Genomic DNA, 24,727 nt, shown 5'->3' on the forward strand with positions numbered 1-24,727 from the left:
CCTATACAAATGGGGGGTCCCACGCTTTTTTACGCCATCCCAACCGATGATGAACGACATTCAGCTCCCTGTCCAACCGAACGTCCACACCGAAGGGCAGCTTGCGGTTGTACCAGAATCGGACGTCGCTCCACACCACTTCATAGCCATCATGACATTCTTTCCAGGTGACGTGGATTCGCTGGGCAAAGCCGAGAAACGCACGAACACCGTCGACTCCGACCGTTGCCTGAATGATGTCATCCTGCCGCTGCTTTGGATATACCTCTTGCAAAATCACATGCGCGTACTCAATCTTTCCCGTGTAAAACTGCTCTGCAGTCTCCACGACAAACCTCCAATGAAACGGGTGAAAACTGGGGATGACATGGCATACGCCTTTCGTTTCGAGTGCGGCTGCTACCCGCTTGACCAAGTGCCCATGCTGCCAAGCGCGCACCCCAATGTAGAGTAAGGTAATCCCGTACGCCGCTGGAAAGAGAAGTACAGCCTCTCCTCCAAATGCCAACCACCAGACGGCTGATACCGAATGCAGTGCGAATAGAAACGGCTCAAAGATCGCCAATACATCCATGTGGACCCAACGTCGGTTCAGCGGGCGAATGCACTGAACACCATAGGCATTGAGCATATCGAGAAAGACGTGGAAGACGACGGCGATCCACGTCCAGAAATAGAGGAGTCCGAGCTGGCCCATCACATCGAATCCCCATGCCAACGGGAGACTGATGACAAGCGGCCAAAGAAATAAGGCGGGAATGGAATGAGTTATACCCCGATGAAAACGGATGTAAGAGGTAATACCTCGCAATCTGGCTACTGTATCAAAATCGGGTGCATGTGATCCTACGACTGTGGCAATCATCAGCGCCTGACTTACCGCTGGGTCGTTCCCTACTAGCCCAGTCGCGTGTGCCAATCCAGCCAACGTAACGCCCAGCAAGAGATGGCTCCCTGTGTCCATTATGATACCTCCTCCGGATTGTGCTCTTCGGTCGTCCATCGTTCATCGACATTAAACCAGTACAGCCATTCTTCAGGTACCTTTCTCACTGTCTCCTCCAGAAACGAATAGAGCTGTTCCATCGCTTCTGCTGCTTGGTCCTTTCGATACTGCTCATGTAGCAGGAGGGGGGCTGAGAAAACGAGTTGATGAGTAAAACCCCGCAATCGACGGCAGTAAAACGGAATGACAGGAACCTTTCCGTCCAGTGCTAGCGCCGCCGCTCCTCGTGGCAAGGGTGTCTTCCTCCCAAACATGTGTCCCGTCGGAAAAGCTGGCCGCGAGAAGTCTCCCAGCAAAAAGACGACACCATTTTGGGCCAATTGCCGACGAAGCTGCTTCAACAACTGCAGGGGTGGTGTCTCATCATAGTCCACACCCTCACACCCAAGCTCCCGCAAAATTAGATACAGCGGTCTCAGTTCTTCACTTTGAGCCGTTACTACTGCCAGACAAGGATAGCGTTGGCTAAGATACCAGTACGCAAAAAAGAAGTTCCCCACATGAGGGGCATAAATAATCGCTCCCTTGCCTAGCTGCAAAGCTGACTGTAGGTGTTCCTCCCCTGTTGGGCAAAAATGCTTATGTCCCCACTTGGGCAAATGTCTACTCACAAACAGCAATTCGTAGAGCGTTAGGCATACCTGATAAAAGTACTGTCTGTGCAAGCGCTGCACAGGAGCTTGTGTTCCTAGAATGGCGCTCATATTTGCCTTGACCCGATGACGGATGGAACCACCAAATCGGGCAAACAAATGAGCAACCAGCGAAAAGAGTGTTAGCAAAAAAGGGCGCGGAATCCATACGAGAATCCTACCTAGCAAGCGAACTCGCTCTGGACGTGTCAGCCACCCAATCCAGCGGTACATGGCGACCCACCCTCTCTTTTCGTTTGTCTATCTTTCTATAAACCGACGACGATATTTTTCCGTCATTTGCTTTTGTTCTAGTACAACGAAGTAATCTGTGCTCTTCAAGATCGGATCGTACGCCGGCTCCAAGGCGAGCTGTGCGCCTAGCCAGAGATAGCCTTTCATTAAAGGAGGCAGCAGACGATACATTTCCTTTAGGCTTTCTTCGGTCTGCACAGGCCGAAGTCCAACCCGACGAGATTCAGGGTGTGGGTACACGAGATAACGATCAGTGAGAAAGGAAAAACGATGCAAGAGGGCATGAAGGCAACTCAACCGGTCAGTATCGATCGCTCGGAGACTGGCGCAGCCAACTAAATAGTCATATCCATGCTCTCTCACGTAGTCGGCGATCCCTTCCCACAGTAGCTGAATGACCCTTCCGTTGCGGTACGCAGGATCCACACAGCTTCGCCCGAGCTCTAGCATCCTAGTGCGCGGGAGGAGAGATTGGCTGAGATCGAACATCGTTTCCGAGTAAAAGCCACCATTTGTCACTGCCTTCTTTCCAGGCAGGAGACGGTAGGTGCCAACGACGCGTCCGGTTTCTTCTTCTTTGACAATCAAGTGATCGCACCAGTTGTCAAAGCGATCCTGATCCAGCTTTTGATCCGTTTCCCCTTCTGCAAGTCCAGCTTCTTCGATAAAAGCCGCGTAGCGAAGCTTCCATACTTGGTGACGTTCGTCATCGCGATCAGCTAGTTTCACCGCAAGAGATACTTGTTGCTGTTCTACCCGCTTCGCTGCATTCTCCACTTGATCTCCCCCTTTGCTATTGTCGCAAGGTGATCCTTTCTCTTTCACTCTACTCCTCAATGACTTCAAATCGATAAATCGCAGGTAAAGGTTTTCCGAAGATTGAGGCGGGGATCTTTACGATATTTACATGAATATGGGCCTCTTGGTTCGGGCTGTAGTGGAGAGGAGAAAAAAGGAGAAAACGCTCAAGCCGGGTAGGGCCACTGCTCGGGGGTCATTCCTGTACAGCTCCATTCCAAAAGCGGAACCGCGTCCAAAGTAGACCTCTCTGAGATGCTACTCAGAGGTGGACGCTTAAAATCGTGTTCCTCTTTTTCCGCTCCGCCTGGGTCGTGTCCCTAATACCTTTCACTTTTTTCTCCTTTTTTCTCCTACTAGCTCAATCCTTAGTCGGGGCGAGTATCGTTGGCAGCTCATGAAGGATTTCCTGTTGAATCACAAAAGCCTGTCAGCTAAGTGACAGGCTTTTGTGGTTTGCGGTGCCAATCTCCAAAAAGTTCTCGATATGGCTCAATGAAACAGAATTAGCTTGCTAGAGAAGCATGTTTCCAGACGGAGCGACTGTGAAGTCCCACTTAGCGGAGCCATGAATCCCGAGGCAACAGAATCGCTATCTATGACTGACCTACGGAGCTGCGCGCCGTTTGGCGATTCCCTCGGGATCATGGCGGAGCGGACAGTTAATACTCCCATGCAGGACGTAGCCCGGAGCGGAGTATGGAAGCAGGCTTCTCCCCACTACCGATACTTTGTGACAGGCTCAACATGTTTGCAACTTGAGCATCTCAAAAAGGTCCTAGAATAGCTCAATGAAACAGAATTAGCTTGCTAGAGAAGCATGTTTCCAGATGGAGCGACTGTGAAGTCCCACTTAGCGGAGCCATGAATCCCGAGGCAATAGAATCGCTATCTATGACTGACCTTCGGAGCTGCGCGCCGTTTGGCGATTCCCTCGGGATCATGATGGAGCGGACAGTCTACACTTTCTGCAGGACGTAGCCCGGAGCGGAGTATGGAAGCAGGCTTCTCCCCACTACCGATACTTTGTGACAGGCTCAACCTGTTTGCAACTTGAGCATCTCAAAAAGCCTCACTTCTTCGGGTAATTTCAAAAGAATTAAAATATTTAAAAAATCAGTATTGTAGAAGATGGAAGTTAACAGTACAATCATTTTCAGGAGTATGCACTTCATTTGTGAATAGCACCTGAAGCAATAACTTCTGATCCTTATTCAAGTAAACGTTTTAATGCTGACTTTGAAGGAGGTAGAAGACAAATGAGATTTGCAATCGGTGTACTAGCTCACGAGACAAACACATTTTCCAGTGTACCTACAACAGTGGAGTCCTTTAAGCAACTAGAGTGGGAGCATGGACAAGCGATTCTGGAAAAGAGTAGAAATGTGCGTAACTTTATAGGAGGGATGATTGATCGGGCTGAAGAGTTGGGGATTGAATTGGTACCCACTTTCTCTACTATTGCCAAACCATCAGGAATAATCACAAAGGAAACGTATGAAATAGTAGTAAATGAGTTACTTGATGGTATCAAACAAGCAGGAGAGATAGATGCTGTTTGTCTAGGTCTGCATGGAGCAGGAGTAGTAGAGGGGATTGATGATCTGGAAGGAGAGATTTTACAAGCCGTTCGCACTGTTATCGGCTACTCCATTCCACTTACCGCAGCCCTTGACCTGCACGGAAATCTGACCCAGAAAATGATCGCGGAAGCAGATGCACTGTTTGGCGTTCATTTATATCCACATGTGGATATGTATGAACGAGCTATCGAAGCAATTGACGTTGCCCATCGTATGGTAAAAGGCGAGTGCAAACCTGTTATGCATCTTACAAAGCTGCCGCTGATTATCCCAACCTCGACGACCAATCTCTCACCTGCAAAAGACATTAATGAAGCATGCTACAAGTGGGAAAAGGAACCAGGAGTCATCGACTGCGCGTTCTTTCACGGTTTCCCCTATACCGATACACCTGATGTGGGCGTCTCCATTATCAGTGTTGTAGATGGCGACAAGGAACTGGCAAAGCGAGTGACAGAGGATGTTGCGAGACTGGTTTGGGAAAAGCGGGATGAGTTTGCACAGCATGTCCTTACTCCTGCAGAAGGCATACAGGAAGCACTTGGGTCAGAAGGCTTGCCTGTTGTCATTAATGAAACCTCTGACAATCCTGGCGGGGGGACACCTGGAGATGGGACGTACTTGCTTGGAGCGATGCTGGAAGCAAAGCTGGAGAATGCCTGCTTTGGTTTTATCTACGATCCAGGTGTTGCGCAAATCGCTCATGAGGCTGGCGTCGGTTCAACAATCGAGATAAAGCTGGGCGGTAAAACGGATGCGTTGCACGGGGAATCACTGTCTGTCACAGCCTATGTAAAAAGCTTGTCGGACGGAAAGTTTATCGCTTCAACTCCAATGGGAAAAGGAAGTCAAGTCAATTATGGGAAGTCAGCAAGACTGCAGGTAGGCGGGATCGATATACTCGTTTGTTCTGTGCGATCGCAGGTGTTTGATGAACAGATTTTCCTGTTGCATGGCATTAACGTTTTGGAGTATAAGATTGTCGCACTAAAATCCAGCCAACACTTTAGAGCTTCCTTTGAACCGATCGCAGCCCGGATCATTTCGGTAGACTCACCTGGACTTACATGCTATCAATTTACCCAATTCGATTACAAACGACTTCAACGTCCCATTTATCCGCTTGATCAGGAAACTATATTTCCAAATTGAAAAATAAAGGATGATGAGAATGAGTAATCAAAATTGGACGAAATCTTTCAACGAGTACGCTCAAAAGCTTATGCGCTATCATGCAACTTCAGGATGCAGGAAAGCTCTCTCATGATCCGGTAGTGAAGTATCTCCCTGGCATCCGCCTAGCCACTTTCAACGAGCGAATAGGAGCAAAAAAGAAGCTGACGAAAAACGAAAGTTTTTTCGCCAGCTTCTTTACTATTTTAGGGACTTTTTAGACAGCACCACAGCTTTACTCGTTAACCCACATATCCTGCAATACTACACCCACTCTTGGATATTGCTTGACTCCCTGAATGCGATTATTAACGAGATTAAATTCTTTCGGCATGTATAGGGGAACCAGATATGCCTGTTCTACTGCCAGCTTTTGAATTTCCTGATAAGCTTTCTTTCTTTCTCCCAAATCCATCGTCGTACGTCCTTTTACAAGAAGCGAATCCAACTGCTTATCGTTAACTCTGCCTGTATTCAAGCCACCAATCTGACTGGAATGCATAAAAACAAACAATACATCCGGATCAAAGTAAGCATATTTACTTCTGCATATATCAAAATTGCCTTTATTTGTCACTTCAATCATAGTTGCTGTTTCTAATACTTGTATTTTTAGATCGATACCAATTTCTTTCAGCATGCTTTGAATCAACTGATTCCCAGGGAAAGGTTCAGAAGCAACCATCGTGAGACTAAGTGTCTTACCATCCTTTTCTCTGATTCCTTGTGCATTTTCCTTCCACCCGGCTGCCTCCAGCAGTTTTTTCGCTTCTTCGGTACTATATTTATAGGCGTATTGTTCAATATTTTCATCGTAACCAAACAGTGTCGGTGGTAACGGTCCGTAGGCAGGCTCACCTTCTCCCTGCAAGTCAGCCTGAATAATCGCTTCTTTATTAATCGCCATATTCAAGGCTTTACGCACATTTAAATCTTGCAGGGTCGCACTTGAAAGATTGAAATTAAGGAATGAAATACCTGTCTTCAATGACTCAAGCAACGTAAATTTCTCGTTTTTTCTGTATTTGCTTGCATCCTTTGGAGGCAGATTGATTCCAATGTCAATAGCACCACTGTCCATTGCTGCCACCATTGTTGAACGGACTTTAATGAACTTGATGACAAGCTTATCTGGTCTCGGTGGTCCCTGGTTTTCCGCCATACCATCTCCCCATTTGTACGCCTCATTTCTTACCAGTGTGATGGACTCGCCTGTCTTCCAGCTTTCAAACTTCCAGGGGCCAACTCCTACAGGGTTTCTCCAATACTCTTTTCCTTGCTTTTTGATCGCCTCCATGGAAAGTGGCTGCAAATAAGCGGAGTCTGCCAAAGTAGGGAGTATCGTAGCAGACGCCTCTTTTAACTCCAAAACCAAGGTTTTGTCATCGGGAGCTGATACGGATTTAACAGACCCTAGCATAAAGCTAGTAACTGATCCAGCCATGTCAGGCGACAATGCCCGATCAAAGGTTTCTTTGAAAGATTTGGCTGTCAGCGGAGTGCCATCGTGGAAGGTAACACCGGAACGAATTTTGAAAGTCAACGTCTTACCATCCTCTGAAGCCGCATACGACTCTGCCAGATGGGGTTTTACTTCAAGTGTTTTTGGGTCCAAATAAAGTAAGGTCCCTCCCAAAAAGGAAGTCACAAGACTTGCTGTTGCCATTTGAGATTTTTGAGGATCCAAGGAATCTGGTTCCTCCGGGAGTCCGATTGTAACGGTACCGCCGTTTTTCGGAACCAAATTGCTTGCGTTTGATTTTCCTGCGTCATTTTGCTTATCTGTAGGTGCTGATGTTGAACTGCAACCAACCACTGAGGCCAAAAGCAAGCCAACGGCAAGAAGGTACGCGATCAACCTTCTTTTTTTTTGACGATTCATGATGAAAACCCTCCTTTTTTAGTTAGAAACCGTTTACAAAAGTGAAGTATACACTTCAGTTATCTATTATTTTTGACTATGCGTACACCAGTTAGATTATATGGTTATCAGATAATTAATACAAGTATGAATAGTTTTCGAAAAAATTTTTCCGCTGTCTGCCGAACCTAGTTCTCAATGGCCCCACAGCTGCATTCCCGACAAAAAAACCTGTCACCATAAAAAGTGACAGGCTCTCTTCAATTTCAAGAATGATATCTTACGCTTCCTCAGTCAGACGCAGGAATTCATCGATGTCGGCTACAGCCAGATCTACAGCAGCTTGCCAGAATTCTACCTGGGTCATGTCTTCGCCGAGATGGGTCTTAGCCAGGTCTTCTACCATGAGACGACCAGTGTCTTGCAGGAGCGCGTCGTATTTGGCTGCGAAGCCTTCTCCTTCTGCGAGTGCGCGGGCGTAGACACTCAGACTGAACAAATAGCCGAATGTGTACGGAAAATTGTAGAACGGATAGCTCGTGATATAGAAATGAAGCTTGGAAGCCCAGAAATGTGGCTCGTATTCGGCCAATGCTCCGTTGTACGCTTCTTGCTGCGCTTCAGTCATCAGGCGATCGAGATCGGCTGCACTCACCAGACCGTTCTTGCGTTGCTCATAGAAGTTTTTCTCGAACAGGAAACGCGCCTGGATGTTCATGAAGAACGCTACGACGGATTGCAGCTTGTCTTCGAGAAGCACCAGTCGTTCGTCATCGCTCGCTGCATTTTTCACAGCCGCATCCGCCAAGATCATCTCAGCAAAAGTGGACGCAGTCTCTGCTACGTTCATAGCGTAGTTTTGCGAGAGTGGCGGTAGATCCCACATGACTTGCTGGTGGTATGCGTGCCCCAGTTCATGGGCGAGCGTCGACACATTGCTCGCGTTGCCTGCATAGGTCATAAACACGCGAGATTGCTTGCTCACCGGGAAGCTAGTGCAGAAACCACCTGGTCGTTTTCCTGGGCGATCCTCCGCCTCAATCCATGCTTCGTCAAAGGCCAACTGGGCGAACTCGGCCATTTTCGGGTTAAAGCGATCAAAGTTGTCCACAATTAGCGCTGCGGCTTCATCATAGGAAACCTTTTTGTGCGTGCTACCTACCGGAGCAGAAATATCATACCAGCTCAGCTTTTCGACGCCGATCAGCTTTGCCTTGCGTTCTAGATACGCTACCAGTCGATCTTTGCGAGTATTGATCGCCTGCCACATAGCATCGAGGGTCTTTTCCTGCATCCGTCCGATGTCGAGCGGCTCGCGCAGAACTGAATCCCAGCCGCGGTGGCGATACAGGGACAGACGGAACCCCCCCAAGTGATTGAGAGCCTGTGCGCACAGCTCTGTCTCGTTCCCCCATGCTTCCAGCCATTTTTCAAATACCTGTTTGCGTACGGCACGATCCGGATGACTCAGCAGATTGGAAGCTTGCCCGACTGACAGCTGCTTCTTCTCCCCGTCTAGCTCTACCTCGATGGTCATGCGGCCTACAACCGCGTTGTACAGGTCTTGCCAGGCATGGTAGCCGTCTACGGCCAAATCATTGGCGAGCACTTCTTGTTCAGGAGACAGCTTTTCCTGCGCACGGCGGCGGCGTTCATTTAATGGAAACGCGATCGGAGCCAGCTCATCGTCAGCAAGCAATGCGTCCCACTTGTCCGCATCGATTTTGAGCAACTGTTCTTCCCAACGGGTCAATGCCGAACCAAACGAGGCGGAGATCGTTTTTACTCGTCCCCCCAGCATTTTTGCAGCTTCGTCCTTCATGTTTTGAGCGGTCAGGCAGGAAATAAAAGCGCCGGCTTGTCTCGTTCGTACAGAAATCGCCTGCACGCTTTCCACAACCTCCATGAACGTCTTCTTTTCCTGTAAAGACAATTCGTTTTGCCCTACCTTTGCCTGTAACGCAGCGATATCGCTCTCCAATTCGCCTAAAAATGAACGAAATTCTTCGGATTCGCTACCGCCGGGAAACAGCACTTCCAGGTCCCAACGCTGTGGCAATGTTTTTTCCATACAGAACCCCTCCCTGATATATGTACCTTACCGTTTATTACTGCTTACTGTGTACTAGTCCTACTCGATTAAAACTCTATCGATCAATTAATTTCTATAATGATTCTGAGAACTCCTCCTACTAATAGAAAACCCCCGCTCTCTCGTCTGTGAGAAATCAGGGGTATCTCGTTTCGTATGACTTATTGTGGCAGTGAATATGTCTCGCCCTGCTTCTCCATGACGATCCGATTTCTTTCCACACCCGCTGCAGCTAGCAGGCGCTCCATCGGCTCCTCCACTGGTTCCTGGGAAAGCACAAACGTATCCCAGTGAATCGGCACGAGCCACTTGCCCCCAGTTTGCTTGAACATTTGCCACGCTTGCTCCGGTGTGCAATGCGCCCCCTGATACGAATCTGGCTTGTAAGCTCCGATCGGCATAAACACCAAATCGATCTGGCCAAACTCCTCCTTGAGGTTTTCCATGGACATGTAGGCCGTATCTCCAGGATAGAGGATACGTACACCATTTTTCTCGATCAGGTAGCCGTTGTAGCCGTAATCGTGATTCCATGGAAAGCGATTGCCCCAGTGCCGCACAGGAATCGCTGTAATTTTCACTCCATCGGCAGTCATCGTCTGCTGATGGGGCTGGATTTCTTCATACGATCCGAACGGCAAATGACGTATCAGTCTGCTTGTGCCCCGCGCGGTAATGACATGCGTCGAGCGTTTCGCCAGCTTGCGCAGTGTAGGTAAATCCACGTGATCCATATGGGCATGTGAGAGCAAAATCAGGTCGACTTCTCCCACTTCTTCACACGACAGAGCCGGTGGCGTAAAACGCGAGGGACCAATATGCATCCCTGCAATCCGAATTCCCAATTTTTCGCCTAGCACAGGGTCAGTGATCATTTTCGTCCCAAATACGTTGAGAAGTAAAGTAGAATGTCCAATCCATGTAAACGTCACCTCATGATCGGCCCAGTTTGCAGGGGTTGGCTTGTGTTCCAGCTGGCGGTACGGCGGTTTGGGTAAATTCCCCATATGTTGCCAATAGCGGAAGGCAAAGTAACCAAACAGGAGCAAAACCAGCAGGACGATGAGGATACCTATCCAGGTGATGATTGTGATCAGCATCAAGAGCTCCTTTATCAAGTCCGGTTTGATGCCATCATTATAGCAAAGGACGCGCTGGGTAGTGCAAGCGGCAAGCGGCTGCAAACTGTCGAATCCAAAAAAAGTAACTCTTTACAACCTTGGCAAGTGATGTTTCCATTCTTATATACGACCATTCTCAGGTGGTATATTCAATCTAAATAAAAGGTGGGTATCTCAGGTAACCCCTTTTACCGAGACTATGATCCCTGATACTTGCGAGGTGAACCCCATGATTTTGCACAAAGGAGAAACGCTTTTTCGTCAAGGCGAATCCGGTCCACTCTACCATCTCAAAAGCGGGATGTTAAAAATCAACCGCGTGCACGTTGACGGGACCATTACGTTGGTCAACATCATCGTGCCTGACGAAACCATCCCTCACCACTCCTTGATCACTCCAAATCCTTATTACGGGACAGCAGTGGCTCTGGTCACTTGCGAAATAGACGTTCTCGACGCTCCGAGCTGGTATCGCGAGCTGGAGGAAAATCACGCGAAGTGCCGCGGGATTGCCCTGCAATTGCAATCCAAGCTACGCATGATGCAACAGCGGATCGATCAGCTGTCAGAAGTATCGCCTGCTGAAAGACTGCGCAAGCTCCAGCTCTGGTTTCAATCATTTGTTCCCGTTGACTCTTTGTCGGACGTACTCACTCAGGACGAGATCGGGCAGCTCATTGGTCTACGACGCGAAACCGTCAATCGGTTGCTACGTGCACAAGTAAATCGAGCTCGCGAATAATCGAGCTCGATCCATGGCTAGCTATATTTGTTTACAGATTGCCGGCAGGCCCGAAAAATTCATAGTGCATATCATCTGCCGGAATGCCCCAATCCGTAAGAGCCTTTTTGATCGACTGCATGAACGGTACAGGACCGCAAAAATAATAGCTGGCCGCTTTCTCTGGTACGATTTCCTGTAGCCATTTCAGATCGATATATCCCTCATGATGAAACGATCCCGCTTCCCTATCCTGCTCAGTCGGCTGCGAATAGCTCCAGTATGCGGAAACACGTGGATTGTCTTGAGTAACTCTCTCGACATCCTCCCGCAAGGCATGCCTGTTGCCATTTTGTGCTGCGTGGATAAATGTCACCTGGCGAGCTGACTTTTCCGCCAGAGTCGTAAGCATGCTGACCATCGGTGTCAGACCGACTCCGCCACTGATGAGCACGACCGGACGCTCCTCTTGTTTCAACGTGAAATCTCCGGCTGGTGCGGAGACGTGCAGGACATCTCCTTCCTTTACCTTCTCGGTTAAATAGACAGATACTTTCCCCGCTGGCTTCTCTTCACATGCATCTTCCTGTTTGACCGAAATACGGTAGTACGCTTTGCCAGGCGCGTCGGACAAACTGTACTGGCGAATATGAGTATTCCGCTCCCCTGGAATATCTACCTTTACGCTGATGTATTGCCCTGGTTCATAGACTGCGAGCGCCTGCCGATCCTGCGGGACCAGATAAAAGGAAGTAATGACGTCGCTTTCCCGTACCTTTTTCTCTACAACGAATGCCCGAAAATCTGCCCAGCCACCGACCTGCTCGCGGGATTGTTCGTACAGTTCTGCCTCTACCCCGATAAACGCATCTGCGATCACGCCGTACGCCTCTGCCCATGCATCCAAAATTTCCTCTGTCGCCGCATCTCCCAGCACGTCTTTGATCGCTGCCAACAGATTTTCTCCGACGATCGGATAATGCTCTGGCAAGATACCGAGACTGCGGTGTTTATGGGCGATCTGTTTGACCACAGGCAGGATATTCGCTAAGTTGTCGATGTGTTGCGCAGCTGCGTACACGGCATTCGCCAGTGCTGTCTGCTGCCGTCCTTGCTTTTGATTCGCGTGATTGAACACGTTTAACAGCTCGGGATGCTGAGTAAACAATCTTTCATAAAATCGTTTCGTTATAGCAACCCCGTGCACTTCCAGCACAGGCACCGTCGATTTGATTACGTGAATGGTTTTTTCGTTGAGCATCGTGATCCTTCCCTTCGAATCAGGTATACCTTGATTCTAGAGGGTGCGCTCACCACGCACAGTGATTTCAATCACAGGAAAACGAAACGATTTGTGACAGGAGCCTTTACACGGATTCAGCCAGAAAACTCATGAAGGGAAACAGTCCAAAAAACCTTCCGTCCCTCACCCGCTGATGCGCCTCTTCTTTCAGAGCTGTCGCCGTTTGCATAGTTATCACCCCTGTATCTACGAGACGATGTGCCCCACGCTCCAAATAATTCAGCATATAATCAGGATTTTTCCCGAAATAGGAATGGCTTTCTATCTGGATGGAATTAAAGCCTTGGGCAGACAGCATGGCGGGCAGTTGCCGTACAAGCCACGGATTGTGAGTGTTGTATTTTTTCATGATCTCTATACAGACTTGCAGCGGATCATGCTCACCCATCGCCACGGAACGGTTCGCATAGTCTCCGTCAAAAATGGCTAACTGACCGCCTTTCTTTAAGACACGCTTTGCTTCTTGCAGAAAGAGCTCAGGAGATGGGACGTGACCGAGAACCGTATGGAACACCACCGTATCAAAAGAGTGATCGGAAAACGGGAGCGTCCTGCCATCCCCGACAACAAGCTCAACATGCGAATGCTCATTCAACGAGCGTGCCTTTTCGATGAAGATAGCGGATGGATCAATCCCGATCACTTTGCCTACGCCGGGTCCTTGCGCCAGCATCCGCGTGATCGCCCCTGTACCACAGCCGACCTCGAGAATCTCCATTCCCTCCGACCAATTCAAGCGAGCCAAATAGGAAGAGATGATCGCACGCATCTCCAGATCAGCCGCTCGTATTTCCAGACTATCGCTCAATCTTCTTTGCACATCCGGATCGACTTCCGTAATTTTGGCATACGGATCTAGCACGATAAATCCTGCCCCCTTTTTAGTCACTCGACTCAACACATGCAACGGCTGCATACCTTCAATATAACGCTTTCGCCAAAAGCATCCAAACTATTCTGAAAAACAACCAAACAAAAAAACAGATTTCCGTAGCCGACCTACTTAGCTAAAGAATCTGTCTTTGAATAGCTACGAAAGGAATCTATTCTTCCTCGGAGAGCAGCCTTTTCACAAACTGGTAAATAGCCTCGTCATCCTGAATGGAGATCTGTGGCCATTTATCTGTAGCGATTGGCTCCCACGTGACAATGCCCTTGATAGCAGTCACGATATGTAAAAGTTCAAGATCCTCTGCTTTACGCAACAGGACGAGCTTAGGGTATCCTTCCCGCTTAAAGCCTTCGACGAGAATCAGGTCAGCCCCTGCCTGTGTCAGCCGTTCTATCAGCTGGGGGAGGAGCGTCGGTCTCTGCTCGTGAATAACTGTCTTGGTCTCTGAGGTGATTGCCACCAAGGAAGCCCCTGCCTCCCGATACCGCCACGTGTCTTTTCCCTGCTGGTCCCACTCAAAATCGTGGCCTCCGTCGTGCTTGACCACTCCGACTCGCATACCCGACTGCTCGAAATGCGCAATCAGCTTGGTCAACAGGGTCGTCTTGCCACTATCGGAATAGCCTACCAACTGAAGTACATACGGTTGTTTCACTCAGACTACCCCTCCTGCTTCCAGCTTGGTGCTGCGTGTGACAGTACTTCCACAAGCTCTCCCGCCTGCTTGCCGATTCCTCCTGCGGGAATCACGATAAAGCATTCACTGTTTTTTAGCGTGCCGAGATTTCCCGCTTTTTCGTTGAAATCGGGCTGGGCATACAGGACCCCATCCTTTTCTAGCAACCACCCGCGCAAATATCTCGGGTACGGACAAGGCTTGGTATACGTGACTGCGAGCTTTGCCTTGATCGTACGCAGCTGTACTCCCTGCACACCTGACAGCTTTTGCACAGCAGGGCGGACAAACAATTCAAATCCGAGAAAGCAAGCCCCCGGATTCCCAGACAACGCTATGATTGGTTTGCCATGCAGCATCAGGCTCGTGGTCGGACTACCTGGTCGCATCGCGATCCGATTAAACAGCAGCTCGGCTTCCGGCTCATCCGAAAGGGCTGCCATCACGTCGTAGTCGCCTACCGATACTCCCCCGCTTGTGACGAGCACATCAACCATCTTTAAATGCTCAGCCAACGTTCCCTTCGCCACATCCAGATCATCCGGCATATTTGGAAACAAAAGAGGAATGCCGCCCGCTTCGGCAATCAAAGCGGACAGCATCCATGTATTACTATTGCGGATCTTTCCGGGATAAAGCGGTTGATCCACATCCAGCAGCTCGACACCTGTGGAAAGAAGCCCGATCCGCGGCTTGCGAACAACCGGTACATGGGTGTACCCAAAGGTCGCCAATATCGCGAGCGTACCCGCATTAATCCTCTCACCCGCTCGCACAATGACCGCTCCCGAAGCGATCTCTTCCCCGTGTCGGGATACGTTTTCTCCCTGCTTTAACGCCCGCTTGATTCCCACTTCCTCCAAAAAGGCAGCAGGCTGCACGGTCTGCTCAAACATGATGACGGCGTCAGCCCCTGAAGGCATCATCGCGCCCGTCATGATCCGACTTGCGCAACCTTCTGCCACAGTGATCTTGGGAACATCACCGGCAGCGATGGTCTCCACGACTTTCAAGCGAACTGGCTGATCCGGTGTAGCTAGAACGGTATCAATTGCTCGCACAGCATATCCATCCAACGGTGAGCGATCAAAGTGTGGCAAATCGTCTGTGGCATGAACATCTACAGCTAGCGTGCGACCGTATGCCTCCCCGATATGTACCTCTTCTCTGCCCTGCATAGTCAGACGTTCCATCAGTCTACGCATGGCTTCCTCCACCGTTATCATCTGTCGCGAAAAGCGCATCGTCCGTTCCTCCTCCGGCTTGAACAACCATTCCTGCTGTCTCTCGTATAGTTACCCGACGTTTACTTCCAAATCCTCGATCGGTTTTTCTTTATATTTCAAATCTTTATTTGCGTTAAACGTATCTGCCTTTTCGATCTTTACAGCTGTATTGTATTCTGGAATTCCCGCGTAGGTTTCATAGACACCTTTGGGGATCAGTACGTTACCTTCCGGCCAGTGTACCTGGACATTGCCTCGTTTCGTCGCCTCGAACTTGGCGCGTCCTTGGAAGGTGCCATATTTATTATACACGACGATGTTCTCTCCCTCTGCAATTCGCAGCTCCCGGGCATCCTCGGCATTGATCAGCACATCGTAGCGATCCGCGTTGTTGAACGGATCCTTGTTGCTGTAGATCATGGAGTTGAACTGTTTTCCCCGACGAGTCGTCACATAGAAGTGACCCTGCGGCTTGTTCAGATTCGGAATTTCGATTGGGAGGAGATTCGCTCGGCCATCCTCGGTCGGGAATTTGCCATCCTCACAAAGCCATGCGCCACCCCACTGGAAAACGTCTCCACGCTCTTTTAGGTGCTGGATCCCGTCGTAATTTGGATTCGCCTGCGCAATTTCTGCTCGAATCTCGGCGGCACTCCCAAAGTGCATCAGATGCTTTTTCTCCGGATGGACTCGTGCAGCGAGATCAACGTAAATCTCCCACTCAGAGCGTGCTTCCTCGATGCGCGGTCCATCGATTTCGGCACTGAAATACACCATTCGCTCCGTACTGGTCGACGTACCTCCACCAGGCTGTTCATAGCGCGTCATTGCTGGAAGAATAATAACTTCTTCTTTGGCATCTACGAGTGTCGACGTGTTGAAAATGATATCCTGATGTACGCGCAGCTCGACGCTCTCCAGACACTTGCGCATAAAGTCCGGATCAGGCATGGTCTCGAGGAAGTTACCGCCGCTCGTGTAGAACAGGCGTGTCTTTCGCTCATGTCCGTCAGGCAGCAGCGCATTCTCCAACGTCACGCCCACAATGTCGCCTTGCCATTTCGGGATTGGGAAGCCCCACAGCTTTTCAATCCGTGTCCAGCTCTTTTCTTCAAAATCGCCGCCAGGCAAGCTGAATGGATCTGCCCCCATCTCCCCAGAGCCTTGCACGCCGGAGTGGCCGCGAATCGGCATCACGCCGCAGTGCTTGCGTCCCATGAATCCGCGCAAAACAGCCAGATTGGCCACCTGCGAAATATTGTCCGTGCCAAAGCGATGCTGCGTCAAGCCCATGCTCCAGACAAATACACCCGATTTGGAATTGGCCAAGAGAACCGCGAATTCCTTTAAGCGCTCGCGAGTGAGGCCGGATGATTTTTCGATCTCTTCCCACGACAGCTTCATGACGTGCTCTCTCAGCTGTTCGATGCCGTTGGCGTGCTCTTTGACAAAGGCGTGGTTGATAGCAGAGCCGGGATTTTCCTTTTCCATCTCAAACCAGTGCTTCATCACGCCGTTCATGAAGGCGATATCGCCACCGATGTTCACCTGATAAAAATCGTCTACGATCTTCGTCCCAAACAGAGCACTGTCCGGAACAGACGGGATCCAGTACTTCTCCATCGCTGGCTCCCTGTACGGGTTGATCAGAATGATCTTGGTACCTGCCTTTTTCGCCGCATACATGTACTTCGTGGAGACCGGCTGATTGTTCGCGGGAACCGAACCCCAAAATACGAGGACATCCGTGCCGATCCAGTCCTGGTAGTTGCAGCTGGAAGCACCGATCCCTAGCGTCCGTTTCAAGGCCGTCTTACTCGGCGAATGGCAAATGCGCGACGCATTGTCGATGTTGTTCGTGCCGAGGAAACGAGCCATTTTTGCCGCTGTGTAGTACACCTCGTTGGTAATGCCGCGGGCCGTCAGGAAAAACGCTAACTGCTTGGGACTGATCCCCTTGATCTTGCTCGCGATGCGGTTCAGAGCTTCATTCCACGTGATCCGCGTAAATTTATTTTCGCCCGGCTTGCGGGACATCGGAAACGGAATCCGCCCAAGCTTGCGCAGCTCCACGCTGGACAGCTTTTGCAAAGCGCTTACGTCCTCCAGCCATTTTGTATCCAATGCCGGCATCGTATTGAGACGCAGCACATTCAAGCGTGTGGTGCACAGGTGTGGCCCTGTCAGCGTCTGGTCATACAAGCCAGATACTCCGAGTGCACAGCCATCGCATACCCCTTGTGTCAAAATCCGGTACGCATAGCCCAGATTATCCCGGTTATCGTACATGACTTTCATCGTATCACGAATGTGGTGCGGTTTTATTTTTCCAAGCCCCATCGGCATGAGAGATGCCCACAGGGAAGGTTCCCACGATGTATCCAGCTTGATTGGTCCGTTGTGTTTGGTCTTGCCCATTCCTTTCGCTCCCCTCTTTTGATTGCCTGTCTAATGAAAAAACCACCATAAACCGTCCCTTGTCCAGAGGAAAAGAGCGTGTTCACGGTGGTTGTCTAAGGCAGGTACGCTACCTAGTCTCAACTGCGTGTGTGATCGCGAAACCCGTTTCGTCTAAATCAGTGAACAGGGTCGCTGCTTCGTTTAGACTTACGGTTCGTTTTTCCATTTTTTCTCGATGTCTTGATCAAATACAAAGATGGACATCCCAAAATCACGTTCAATGTCAATATCGACAAACAAATCGATGAGCTTTGCGCCCAAAAAAGCTTCCATATCAACCGGTGTATTTTTGCGGTACATCTCCTTGACCATTTCGGTCCGTGCAGCTCGCAATGTCTGCTTTCCGTCTTCGGAAGTGGCGATGAACTTTTCCACCGGCGAAAGGTTGCCTTCCATTTCACAGATCGCCCAGTTCTTGCAAAACGTGGTGTTGATCTTGCTCGGTCCCTTACCCATGTGGCGTTTGCGGAAAGCTCTGACCAAATTGCTGAATTCTGCTTCGAACTTATTCATCTAGGAAACTCACCTTTACTTGATACCATTCTCTACTATAGACTTTACCATTGATCAGCTAGCCAATTCAACAGAGTTTTCTTTTCGTTTTGCCTCTTCTTGCAATTTTTTGATATCGAGGCGGATGATCAACGAAATTACCAGGGCGACCACGAACATCGCAGCGAAAATGCTCAGGGTGCCAGTGTAGCTCTGAGTGGTGTTACGTACCCAAGCGGCGAAGATCGGTCCTGCCAGACCAGCAGCGGCCCACGCCGTCAAGATGTAACCGTGGATCGCTCCGAGCTGCTTGGTGCCGAACAAATCGCCGATGTAGGCTGGAATCGAGGCGAAGCCTCCACCGTAGCAAGTCATGATAATAAACATCGCTACCATGAACATCACAGGATTCGTCAGATTCGGCAGCAGGAAAAACAACACCATTTGGATCGCAAAAAATGCGGTATACGTATTGGGACGACCGATATAATCGGAGAACGACGCCCATCCGATGCGACCTGCACCGTTAAACAGACCATTGAGTCCTACCATCAGGGCAGCCGTGCCGACAGACATTCCTACCATTTCCTGTGCCATTGGGGAAGCCACGGAAATGACCGCGATCCCACACGTTACGTTGATAAACAGCATGAGCCACAGCCAGTAAAAGCGTCGTGTCTTGATGGCTTCGTTTGCAGTCAGCTGGCACAAATCTTTTTTGATCTGCTTTTTGCCATCAGTAGCATCAGCGGAAAAGCCTGCTGGTACCCATTCTTTTGGAGGCGGAGAGAGGTATTGAGCTGAAGCGAACATGACGACAAAGTAGATGATTCCTAAAATGTAAAAGGTATTGGCAATCCCTACACTTTCAATCAGGCTGTTCATGATCGGGCTAGCAATCATCGAAGCGAAGCCAAAACCCATGATGGCGAGGCCAGTAGCCAGACCGCGACGATCCGGGAACCATTTGACCAACGTTGAAACCGGGGTGATATATCCGACTCCAAGACCGATTCCTCCCAACACTCCGTAGCACAGATAGAGCAACGGCAAACTACCCAATTGGATGGCCAGACCGGAACCGACAATGCCTACTCCAAAAAAGATGGAAGCCAGTGTTCCAGCCTTGCGCGGTCCGTGCTTTTCCACGTAGTGCCCGAGAAAAGCAGCCGACAGCCCTAAAAACAGGATCGCAATACTGAAGGTGAACTGTACATCTGTCAGTCCCCAACCAAATTGCTTGGTGATCGGCTTCGTAAACACGCTCCATGCGTAGACGGAACCGATTGAGAGGTGAATTCCCACCGCCGCCAATGCAATCAGCCAACGATTTTTTACATGTTGCTCCATGTGACACATCTCCTTTACGATGATTGATAATGGCCCGGCTTTCCCGGTTGTAATGATAAAAAAGAAAAACTGCTGCGCCCACCGACTCTCTCGTTTTTCGCTGCACGCAAATAAACGAAAGAATCGGTGAAACACAGCAGTTAATCATCAGCAGGAACGCTACATCAGCATCAACAAACAAGTGTTCACTATTCAAAAGGAGAACTCACAATGAACCGGTGACAGGAGCGCTACCCCGCGTCAATTGTGACTCTTCGTATAGGTATTAGTTGTAATCGTGAAAATTTTGTGACAACATAAACCTCAAATAGTATACTACCATGTAAGCGCTCACTCTACAATATTTTACTCGAAAATAAATGACTGACAGATTCGTTTTACGTCTAAACAGGAGGCCTACATGACAAATCTCACACAGACGATCCACCGATCCGTACTGAAAATCTCTGCGGACCAGCACGATTGGGAAGAAGATGAGATCGTCACCGAGTACCCGTTAACGATCTTTTTAAATGACGAAGAGTTCGCTACTATCGTCTGCACGCCAGCAGATCTGGTAGAAATGGTCATTGGCTTTCTCGCTGCAGAAGGGGCGATCAAGAGCTACGAGGAAGTCAAACAGCTCTCGATCGACGAAGCACAAGGCTTTGCCTACGTGGACCTGCACAAAGAAACCATCCTCTCGCAGAGCTTTTATTCCAAGCGACGTATCACTTCCTGCTGTGGGAAAAGCCGGCAGTCCTTTTATTTTTTCAGTGATGCTCGCACCGCCAAGCCAGCAGAAGGGGCGATTTCCGTCACGCCGGAGCAGTGCATGCATTTGATGCGAGAGCTGCAAGCTTCCTCGGATATCCACCGCCAGACTGGTGGCGTCCACAACGCAGCACTCTGCTCACCCGATCAGGTATTGCTCCAGTATTCGGACATCGGACGGCACAATGCTCTCGATAAAATCTATGGCAAATGCCTTCAGGATCAGATCGAGACGCAGGACAAAGTACTCGTATTTAGTGGACGTATTTCTTCTGAGGTATTGTTGAAAGCTGCCAAGATCGGCGCTGCCGTCATCTTGTCCAAATCCGCACCGACTGACCTCGCTCTCCAGCTGGCTGAAGAGCTGAACATTACCGCTGTAGGATTTATCCGCAATGACAAAATGAACGTGTACACGCATATACACCGCATCGCGATCTCGTAATGGAACTACTTCTCACGGCATAGCAGGAAAAAACAGGAAGGCTTCTCTTGGCAATCCAAGCGGTTCATTTTGATTCGGATGGGACACTGTTGAATCGTGACTCATCCTTATTGGCGTTTGTACGAGACCATCGTGCCGTGGTGATGAAGGCTGTCTGGAAACGAAACGAGCTGGAGGACACCGTTCTGGAGGCAGAAGCGATCATCGACGACCTGACAGAACTGCTCCCTCTTGTGCTACCCGAAGAATAGCGAACGAATTATTTCCTGCTTTTCTCTCTAGCGAGAGCAACCTCATACTCTTCCGGTGTGTTGGCATTAAAGACGGCCCACTCATCTAGTAATCCTTCTGGTGTCAGCTTTACGTGCAGCCCGTCCAATGTGCGCATGAGTCGGTACTGCCCATCACGCAGTGCTTGCTCCCACACTGGCTGCGTCCGTCGATGGTACAAGGCACATAAAGGATGCAGCCTTCCCTGCACGTTGGCCACCACGACATCCCACTCGTTCAATCCACTGGCGTATTCACAAAGTTTCCGGATCTGTTCACGATCCATAAAAGGAAGATCGCAGGACAAGACGAGCAGCACCTCTTCCTCGGTTGCTCGAAATGCCGTAACAAGCCCGCTGACAGGACCTGAAGAAGGTACCAGATCGGAAGTCACCTGTACTTTGGTCCAATCGATCGTTTCAGCTGTCAGGCGATCAGGTGTATTGGAGACGACCAGACATGGCATCCCGAGCAAAGAGATTTCTTTGACGAGCTCACTCAAGAAAGTGCCTCCCCTCCATTTAAGCAGCTCTTTTGGTGTGCCCATCCTGCTGCTGTTTCCTCCTGCGAGAATGACCGCTCGTATCGTCTGTTTGTTCATAGGCTCCTCCCGTTTCCTGTTTCCCGTTTCCTGTTGATCTATCATACACTTTTTCTACATTTCGATTCTTTGTCAAGTCTCCACAGCAAGCACTAGTCCTTATTCAAAGACAAGAAGCCTGGGCCATAGACCCAGACTTGTACGTTAGTTGTCTTCTTCGTCTTCTTCGTCGCCGTCTTCTTCGTCTTCTTCGTCGCCGTCTTCTTCGTCTTCTTCGTCGTAGCCCTCTTCGTCTTCTTCGTCGCCGTCTTCTTCGTCTTCTGCTTCGTAGCCGTCTTCTTCGTCTTCTTCGTCGCCGTCTTCTTCGTCTTCTTCGTCGCCGTCTTCTTCGTCTTCTTCGGCGTAGCCTTCTTCGTCTTCTTCGTCGCCGTCTTCTTCGTCTTCTTCGTCGCCGTCTTCTTCGTCTTCTTCGTCGTAGCCCTCTTCGTCTTCTTCGTCGCCGTCTTCTTCGTCTTCTTCGTCGCCGTCTTCTTCGTCTTCTGCTTCGTAGCCGTCTTCTTCGTCTTCTTCTTCAGTTACCCCTACTTCATCGTTTTCTTCGTACTCTTCTTCTTCATTGCGGTCATTAATGTCCAACATGCCCCAACATCCTCCTCTACCCTGTAATCAATACTATATATACGAAGAAGATGATCCCCTGGATTGTATGTTTGTCCGCTCTCAATCGCCTGATTTCTACAAACTTATCTCCTCTGAACAAAGTTCCAAGTGAGCTGTTGACATATGCCTATATTAGTTTATAATAAGTATTAATCAATAATAATTATAAAAAAGGAGAGATTCTAATATGAAAACGACTGTTGAAGTGAACATCTCCACCATTTTGAATAAACAAGTAGCAAACTGGACCGTCTTGTATACCAAACTGCACAATTTCCACTGGAATGTAAAAGGTCCACATTTCTTTACGCTTCATCAAAAATTTGAAGAGCTGTACTCCGAAGCAAGCGGACACATCGATACACTGGCTGAACGCGTCCTGAGTATTGGAGGCAAACCAGTTGCTACGCTAGCAGCTTGTCTGCAGGCAGCAAGCATCACCGAAGCAAACGACAATGAAACCGCTGAGCAAATGGTGAGCAGTGTCGTTCAAGACTTTACCCTACTGGTAGACGAGTTGAAGGATGCAAGAAACGCGGCCGATCAAGCCGATGATGAGGCTACCTCTGACATGCTTCTCTCCATCCAAAGCGGTCTGGAAAAACACATCTGGATGCTAAAATCTTTCCTACAATAACCTCGGCCAATCACCTGGTTATTCGGTACACAAAAAGGGCTCGTGCGAAATGGCACGTTGCCCTTTTTTATTGTCTTATAAAGAAAAGATCAGCTTACGACCATCTTTTTCGATTTTTACCTGAGGCAAATATTTCAAAGATTTTTGCACCCCAATATACGGGCTTGCAAACTCCACACTATGACGATTCTTCAATTCCTCACAGAGTTCCACCAATGACATCGGGGCCATGTACTCCTGTAGCAAATCCTCGATATGCTTGGCCACTTCGACATAGTCATGGCGTATATGAGCCTTTCGAATTTTCATTCTCTTCATCAGTTCAATAGGGATATCTTCCGCTGCAGTGGCTGCCTCTTCGGCATATTCGCCGTCCACCATTCCTTCCTGGCCGTCCATCTCCCGGATTCGATTCAAAATCTGCTTGATGTCCGCACCAAGCTGTTTATCCTGATCTACATACTGCCGGCGCAGTACCATACGTTGTTCCAGCAATGCCTGCAAAGTCATCTGCAACGCTTTCCGCTCGTTAAACATCGCGTATTTTTTTCCCCTTTGCGTATAAGTGTAGAAATAGTGGAATTATACACAATGATAATATATTAGAAGCAACTTGAAAATGAGGAAATTTAAGCGATTTCTTCTCTTTCAATCGGAATCCTTGCTTTTCTTTTTTCACGTATATGAGTACAATATTCTTGTATCTCTACGGAAAGGACTGGCGCGACCATGTTATCCCAGCGCTTACGCATAGCCCGTAAGGCAAAAGGTCTCACCCAGGAAGAATTGGCAGAGCTTGTCTGCACCACAAAAGGAACTATCAGTAATTACGAGAACAACCACAGCACGCCACCTAACGATATGTTGCGGCACCTGGCAGATATCTTGAACGTCACGACCGATTGGTTACTGGGACGCACAGATGAGGTGACGCCTGCTTCTGTATCTGCATCTGAAGCAAGAGAAAAACGTTCATTGGACGAGCTCCTTCAAGAGAAAATTGATGACCCGGATGACTACTACTTTCTGGATGGATATCTGGAAGCTTCCGAAGAGGAAAAAAAGGAAATCCGCCGTTACTGGTATGACCTGAGGAAGCAATGGAAAGTGCGTCAGGTCAAAGAATCACGTCCCCCTTCGTTGTTTGACATTACGGAAGGCTTGAAAAAAAATAACCCCTGACTTGGGGTTTTCTTTTCCGAACAAAACAGAACGTATGTTCCAAACAAACTCGGGAGGTTTCTGATGCTTGCTGCCGTTCTCCAAGAAATTTGCGAACCGAAGACGTGGCTGGAGAGCCGAGTCTACCTTTTGCTGCACCATTTCGGAATGGAACAGCCGGAGCAGATCGATCTGCATCGTCTCTGTACAGCCTATGACATCGATATCCTAGAAATTTCCGGTCGCAGCAGGGCGCATGCCCATCCTACCGTGACCAATCGCTACATCATAGCAGTAGACGAGCGCCTCGAGTCGGCTGAAAAACGAGTAAAAATCGCCCATGAGCTCGGGCATTTGCTGCTGCACGTGGGAATCCAACCTCACAACTGCGAATGGATGATCGACTGGCAGGAGTCGCAAGCCAATCATTTTGCTGAGCATTTACTGCTTCCTTTGTATATGGTCAGTCCTTTGCTGGCCGATTGCAATCGCTACAATGCTCCTGCTTATTTAGCGCAGCGTTTTGAGGTCCCCTTGTCCCTCGCCCGGAGCCGCTTTGACCGCATACTTGCCCGCTTGCACGCCAAAGGGTTTCCTGTTTTTTAGTTCAACTGTCCGG

General features: G+C 49.2%; 23 protein-coding genes. 7 read left to right on the forward strand and 16 right to left on the reverse strand.

Annotation, left to right across the window (positions count from 1 at the left end; translation table 11 throughout):
- Nucleotide 1: 1 nt before the first annotated feature.
- From AN963_RS25410 to AN963_RS25420, 3 genes are read right to left on the reverse strand one after another with little or no spacing between them, the layout of a single operon-like run.
- Nucleotides 2-964: a metal-dependent hydrolase gene (locus AN963_RS25410; protein WP_055747307.1), complete on the reverse strand. Its 963-nt coding sequence runs from the start codon at nucleotides 962-964 to the stop codon at nucleotides 2-4.
- Nucleotides 964-1,872, reverse strand: a complete 909-nt coding sequence (locus AN963_RS25415; RefSeq protein WP_055747308.1) for a lysophospholipid acyltransferase family protein — start codon at nucleotides 1,870-1,872, stop codon at nucleotides 964-966. The genes AN963_RS25410 and AN963_RS25415 overlap by 1 nt, the downstream gene beginning before the upstream one ends.
- A 27-nt stretch (nucleotides 1,873-1,899) precedes the next feature.
- The gene (locus AN963_RS25420) at nucleotides 1,900-2,670 is read right to left on the reverse strand and encodes a GNAT family N-acetyltransferase (RefSeq protein WP_055747309.1); all 771 of its coding nucleotides are present in this window, start codon (nucleotides 2,668-2,670) and stop codon (nucleotides 1,900-1,902) included.
- A gap of 1,280 nt (nucleotides 2,671-3,950) precedes the next feature.
- Here AN963_RS25420 and AN963_RS25425 point away from each other — a divergent pair.
- A complete protein-coding gene (locus tag AN963_RS25425; protein ID WP_055747310.1) occupies nucleotides 3,951-5,426 on the forward strand; it encodes a M81 family metallopeptidase in 1,476 nt (491 codons plus the stop codon).
- Nucleotides 5,427-5,682: 256 nt separating this feature from the next.
- Here AN963_RS25425 and AN963_RS25430 read toward each other — a convergent pair whose 3' ends face one another.
- The 3 genes from AN963_RS25430 to AN963_RS25440 form a co-directional block, all read right to left on the reverse strand.
- On the reverse strand, nucleotides 5,683-7,134 hold the full coding sequence (locus AN963_RS25430; protein ID WP_236708091.1) for an ABC transporter substrate-binding protein: 1,452 nt from the start codon (nucleotides 7,132-7,134) through the stop codon (nucleotides 5,683-5,685).
- A gap of 454 nt (nucleotides 7,135-7,588) precedes the next feature.
- The gene (locus AN963_RS25435; protein WP_055747312.1) at nucleotides 7,589-9,379 is read right to left on the reverse strand and encodes a M3 family oligoendopeptidase; all 1,791 of its coding nucleotides are present in this window, start codon (nucleotides 9,377-9,379) and stop codon (nucleotides 7,589-7,591) included.
- A 182-nt stretch (nucleotides 9,380-9,561) separates the two neighbouring features.
- Nucleotides 9,562-10,500, reverse strand: a complete 939-nt coding sequence (locus AN963_RS25440; protein WP_201783781.1) for an MBL fold metallo-hydrolase — start codon at nucleotides 10,498-10,500, stop codon at nucleotides 9,562-9,564.
- Between the two features lie 250 nt (nucleotides 10,501-10,750).
- On the opposite strand from AN963_RS25440, the gene AN963_RS25445 reads away from it, so the two are divergent.
- Nucleotides 10,751-11,263: a Crp/Fnr family transcriptional regulator gene (locus AN963_RS25445; protein ID WP_055747313.1), complete on the forward strand. Its 513-nt coding sequence runs from the start codon at nucleotides 10,751-10,753 to the stop codon at nucleotides 11,261-11,263.
- A gap of 31 nt (nucleotides 11,264-11,294) precedes the next feature.
- Here AN963_RS25445 and hmpA read toward each other — a convergent pair whose 3' ends face one another.
- From hmpA to AN963_RS25480, 7 genes are all read right to left on the reverse strand, one after another.
- On the reverse strand, nucleotides 11,295-12,503 hold the full coding sequence (gene hmpA / locus AN963_RS25450) for an NO-inducible flavohemoprotein (RefSeq protein ID WP_055747314.1): 1,209 nt from the start codon (nucleotides 12,501-12,503) through the stop codon (nucleotides 11,295-11,297).
- Between the two features lie 106 nt (nucleotides 12,504-12,609).
- Nucleotides 12,610-13,407 (reverse strand): methyltransferase domain-containing protein, encoded by a 798-nt coding sequence (locus AN963_RS25455; RefSeq protein ID WP_055747315.1) that lies wholly within the window; start codon nucleotides 13,405-13,407, stop codon nucleotides 12,610-12,612.
- A gap of 181 nt (nucleotides 13,408-13,588) precedes the next feature.
- Complete coding sequence (gene mobB, locus AN963_RS25460; protein ID WP_055747316.1) at nucleotides 13,589-14,092, reverse strand: molybdopterin-guanine dinucleotide biosynthesis protein B; 504 nt, start codon at nucleotides 14,090-14,092, stop codon at nucleotides 13,589-13,591.
- A 5-nt stretch (nucleotides 14,093-14,097) separates the two neighbouring features.
- Nucleotides 14,098-15,357, reverse strand: coding sequence for a molybdopterin molybdotransferase MoeA (locus tag AN963_RS25465; protein ID WP_055747317.1), 1,260 nt, complete (start codon nucleotides 15,355-15,357; stop codon nucleotides 14,098-14,100).
- Between the two features lie 51 nt (nucleotides 15,358-15,408).
- The gene (locus AN963_RS25470; protein WP_055747318.1) at nucleotides 15,409-17,757 is read right to left on the reverse strand and encodes an FdhF/YdeP family oxidoreductase; all 2,349 of its coding nucleotides are present in this window, start codon (nucleotides 17,755-17,757) and stop codon (nucleotides 15,409-15,411) included.
- Nucleotides 17,758-17,946: 189 nt separating this feature from the next.
- Complete coding sequence (locus AN963_RS25475) at nucleotides 17,947-18,312, reverse strand: DUF2294 domain-containing protein (protein WP_055747319.1); 366 nt, start codon at nucleotides 18,310-18,312, stop codon at nucleotides 17,947-17,949.
- 54 nt (nucleotides 18,313-18,366) lie between these two features.
- Entirely contained in the window at nucleotides 18,367-19,641 is a 1,275-nt protein-coding gene (locus tag AN963_RS25480; protein ID WP_055747320.1) for an L-lactate MFS transporter, read from the reverse strand.
- Nucleotides 19,642-20,041: 400 nt separating this feature from the next.
- On the opposite strand from AN963_RS25480, the gene fdhD reads away from it, so the two are divergent.
- Together fdhD and AN963_RS32160 are read left to right on the forward strand one after the other, a co-directional pair.
- A complete protein-coding gene (gene fdhD / locus AN963_RS25485) occupies nucleotides 20,042-20,839 on the forward strand; it encodes a formate dehydrogenase accessory sulfurtransferase FdhD (RefSeq protein ID WP_055747321.1) in 798 nt (265 codons plus the stop codon).
- 47 nt (nucleotides 20,840-20,886) lie between these two features.
- Nucleotides 20,887-21,090 (forward strand): hypothetical protein, encoded by a 204-nt coding sequence (locus AN963_RS32160; RefSeq protein ID WP_055747322.1) that lies wholly within the window; start codon nucleotides 20,887-20,889, stop codon nucleotides 21,088-21,090.
- An 8-nt stretch (nucleotides 21,091-21,098) separates the two neighbouring features.
- On the opposite strand, the gene AN963_RS25495 is transcribed toward AN963_RS32160, so the two are convergent.
- Both AN963_RS25495 and AN963_RS31730 read right to left on the reverse strand, forming a co-directional pair.
- Entirely contained in the window at nucleotides 21,099-21,710 is a 612-nt protein-coding gene (locus AN963_RS25495; protein ID WP_055747323.1) for a molybdenum cofactor guanylyltransferase, read from the reverse strand.
- 144 nt (nucleotides 21,711-21,854) lie between these two features.
- The gene (locus AN963_RS31730; protein WP_055747324.1) at nucleotides 21,855-22,289 is read right to left on the reverse strand and encodes a hypothetical protein; all 435 of its coding nucleotides are present in this window, start codon (nucleotides 22,287-22,289) and stop codon (nucleotides 21,855-21,857) included.
- A gap of 208 nt (nucleotides 22,290-22,497) precedes the next feature.
- On the opposite strand from AN963_RS31730, the gene AN963_RS25505 reads away from it, so the two are divergent.
- Nucleotides 22,498-22,947 carry a Dps family protein gene (locus tag AN963_RS25505; protein ID WP_055747325.1) on the forward strand — a complete coding sequence of 150 codons (450 nt, stop codon included), beginning with the start codon at nucleotides 22,498-22,500 and terminating at the stop codon, nucleotides 22,945-22,947.
- 75 nt (nucleotides 22,948-23,022) lie between these two features.
- Here AN963_RS25505 and AN963_RS25510 read toward each other — a convergent pair whose 3' ends face one another.
- Complete coding sequence (locus tag AN963_RS25510; protein WP_055747326.1) at nucleotides 23,023-23,484, reverse strand: hypothetical protein; 462 nt, start codon at nucleotides 23,482-23,484, stop codon at nucleotides 23,023-23,025.
- 192 nt (nucleotides 23,485-23,676) lie between these two features.
- On the opposite strand from AN963_RS25510, the gene AN963_RS25515 reads away from it, so the two are divergent.
- On the forward strand, nucleotides 23,677-24,129 hold the full coding sequence (locus AN963_RS25515) for a helix-turn-helix domain-containing protein (RefSeq protein ID WP_055747327.1): 453 nt from the start codon (nucleotides 23,677-23,679) through the stop codon (nucleotides 24,127-24,129).
- Between the two features lie 63 nt (nucleotides 24,130-24,192).
- Nucleotides 24,193-24,714, forward strand: a complete 522-nt coding sequence (locus AN963_RS25520; RefSeq protein WP_055747328.1) for an ImmA/IrrE family metallo-endopeptidase — start codon at nucleotides 24,193-24,195, stop codon at nucleotides 24,712-24,714.
- Nucleotides 24,715-24,727: the final 13 nt, after the last annotated feature.

It is taken from the genome of Brevibacillus choshinensis (assembly GCF_001420695.1).
Taxonomy (GTDB): Bacteria; Bacillota; Bacilli; order Brevibacillales; family Brevibacillaceae; genus Brevibacillus; species Brevibacillus choshinensis.

Bases quoted from the DNA above. Each gene is read 5' to 3' on its own strand.
- AN963_RS25435 (WP_055747312.1), bottom strand. From the start codon at position 9,379: ATGGAAAAAACATTGCCACAGCGTTGGGACCTGGAAGTGCTGTTTCCC.
- AN963_RS25495 (WP_055747323.1), bottom strand. From the start codon at position 21,710: ATGAACAAACAGACGATACGAGCGGTCATTCTCGCAGGAGGAAACAGC.
- AN963_RS25505 (WP_055747325.1), top strand. From the start codon at position 22,498: ATGAAAACGACTGTTGAAGTGAACATCTCCACCATTTTGAATAAACAA.
- AN963_RS25410 (WP_055747307.1), bottom strand. From the start codon at position 964: ATGGACACAGGGAGCCATCTCTTGCTGGGCGTTACGTTGGCTGGATTG.
- hmpA (WP_055747314.1), bottom strand. From the start codon at position 12,503: ATGCTCAACGAAAAAACCATTCACGTAATCAAATCGACGGTGCCTGTG.
- AN963_RS25425 (WP_055747310.1), top strand. From the start codon at position 3,951: ATGAGATTTGCAATCGGTGTACTAGCTCACGAGACAAACACATTTTCC.
- AN963_RS25440 (WP_201783781.1), bottom strand. From the start codon at position 10,500: ATGCTGATCACAATCATCACCTGGATAGGTATCCTCATCGTCCTGCTG.
- AN963_RS25480 (WP_055747320.1), bottom strand. From the start codon at position 19,641: ATGGAGCAACATGTAAAAAATCGTTGGCTGATTGCATTGGCGGCGGTG.
- AN963_RS25465 (WP_055747317.1), bottom strand. From the start codon at position 15,357: ATGCGCTTTTCGCGACAGATGATAACGGTGGAGGAAGCCATGCGTAGA.
- AN963_RS25520 (WP_055747328.1), top strand. From the start codon at position 24,193: ATGCTTGCTGCCGTTCTCCAAGAAATTTGCGAACCGAAGACGTGGCTG.
- AN963_RS25415 (WP_055747308.1), bottom strand. From the start codon at position 1,872: ATGTACCGCTGGATTGGGTGGCTGACACGTCCAGAGCGAGTTCGCTTG.
- AN963_RS25515 (WP_055747327.1), top strand. From the start codon at position 23,677: ATGTTATCCCAGCGCTTACGCATAGCCCGTAAGGCAAAAGGTCTCACC.
- fdhD (WP_055747321.1), top strand. From the start codon at position 20,042: ATGACAAATCTCACACAGACGATCCACCGATCCGTACTGAAAATCTCT.
- AN963_RS25510 (WP_055747326.1), bottom strand. From the start codon at position 23,484: ATGTTTAACGAGCGGAAAGCGTTGCAGATGACTTTGCAGGCATTGCTG.
- AN963_RS25445 (WP_055747313.1), top strand. From the start codon at position 10,751: ATGATTTTGCACAAAGGAGAAACGCTTTTTCGTCAAGGCGAATCCGGT.
- AN963_RS25470 (WP_055747318.1), bottom strand. From the start codon at position 17,757: ATGGGCAAGACCAAACACAACGGACCAATCAAGCTGGATACATCGTGG.
- AN963_RS25475 (WP_055747319.1), bottom strand. From the start codon at position 18,312: ATGAATAAGTTCGAAGCAGAATTCAGCAATTTGGTCAGAGCTTTCCGC.
- AN963_RS31730 (WP_055747324.1), bottom strand. From the start codon at position 22,289: ATGTTGGACATTAATGACCGCAATGAAGAAGAAGAGTACGAAGAAAAC.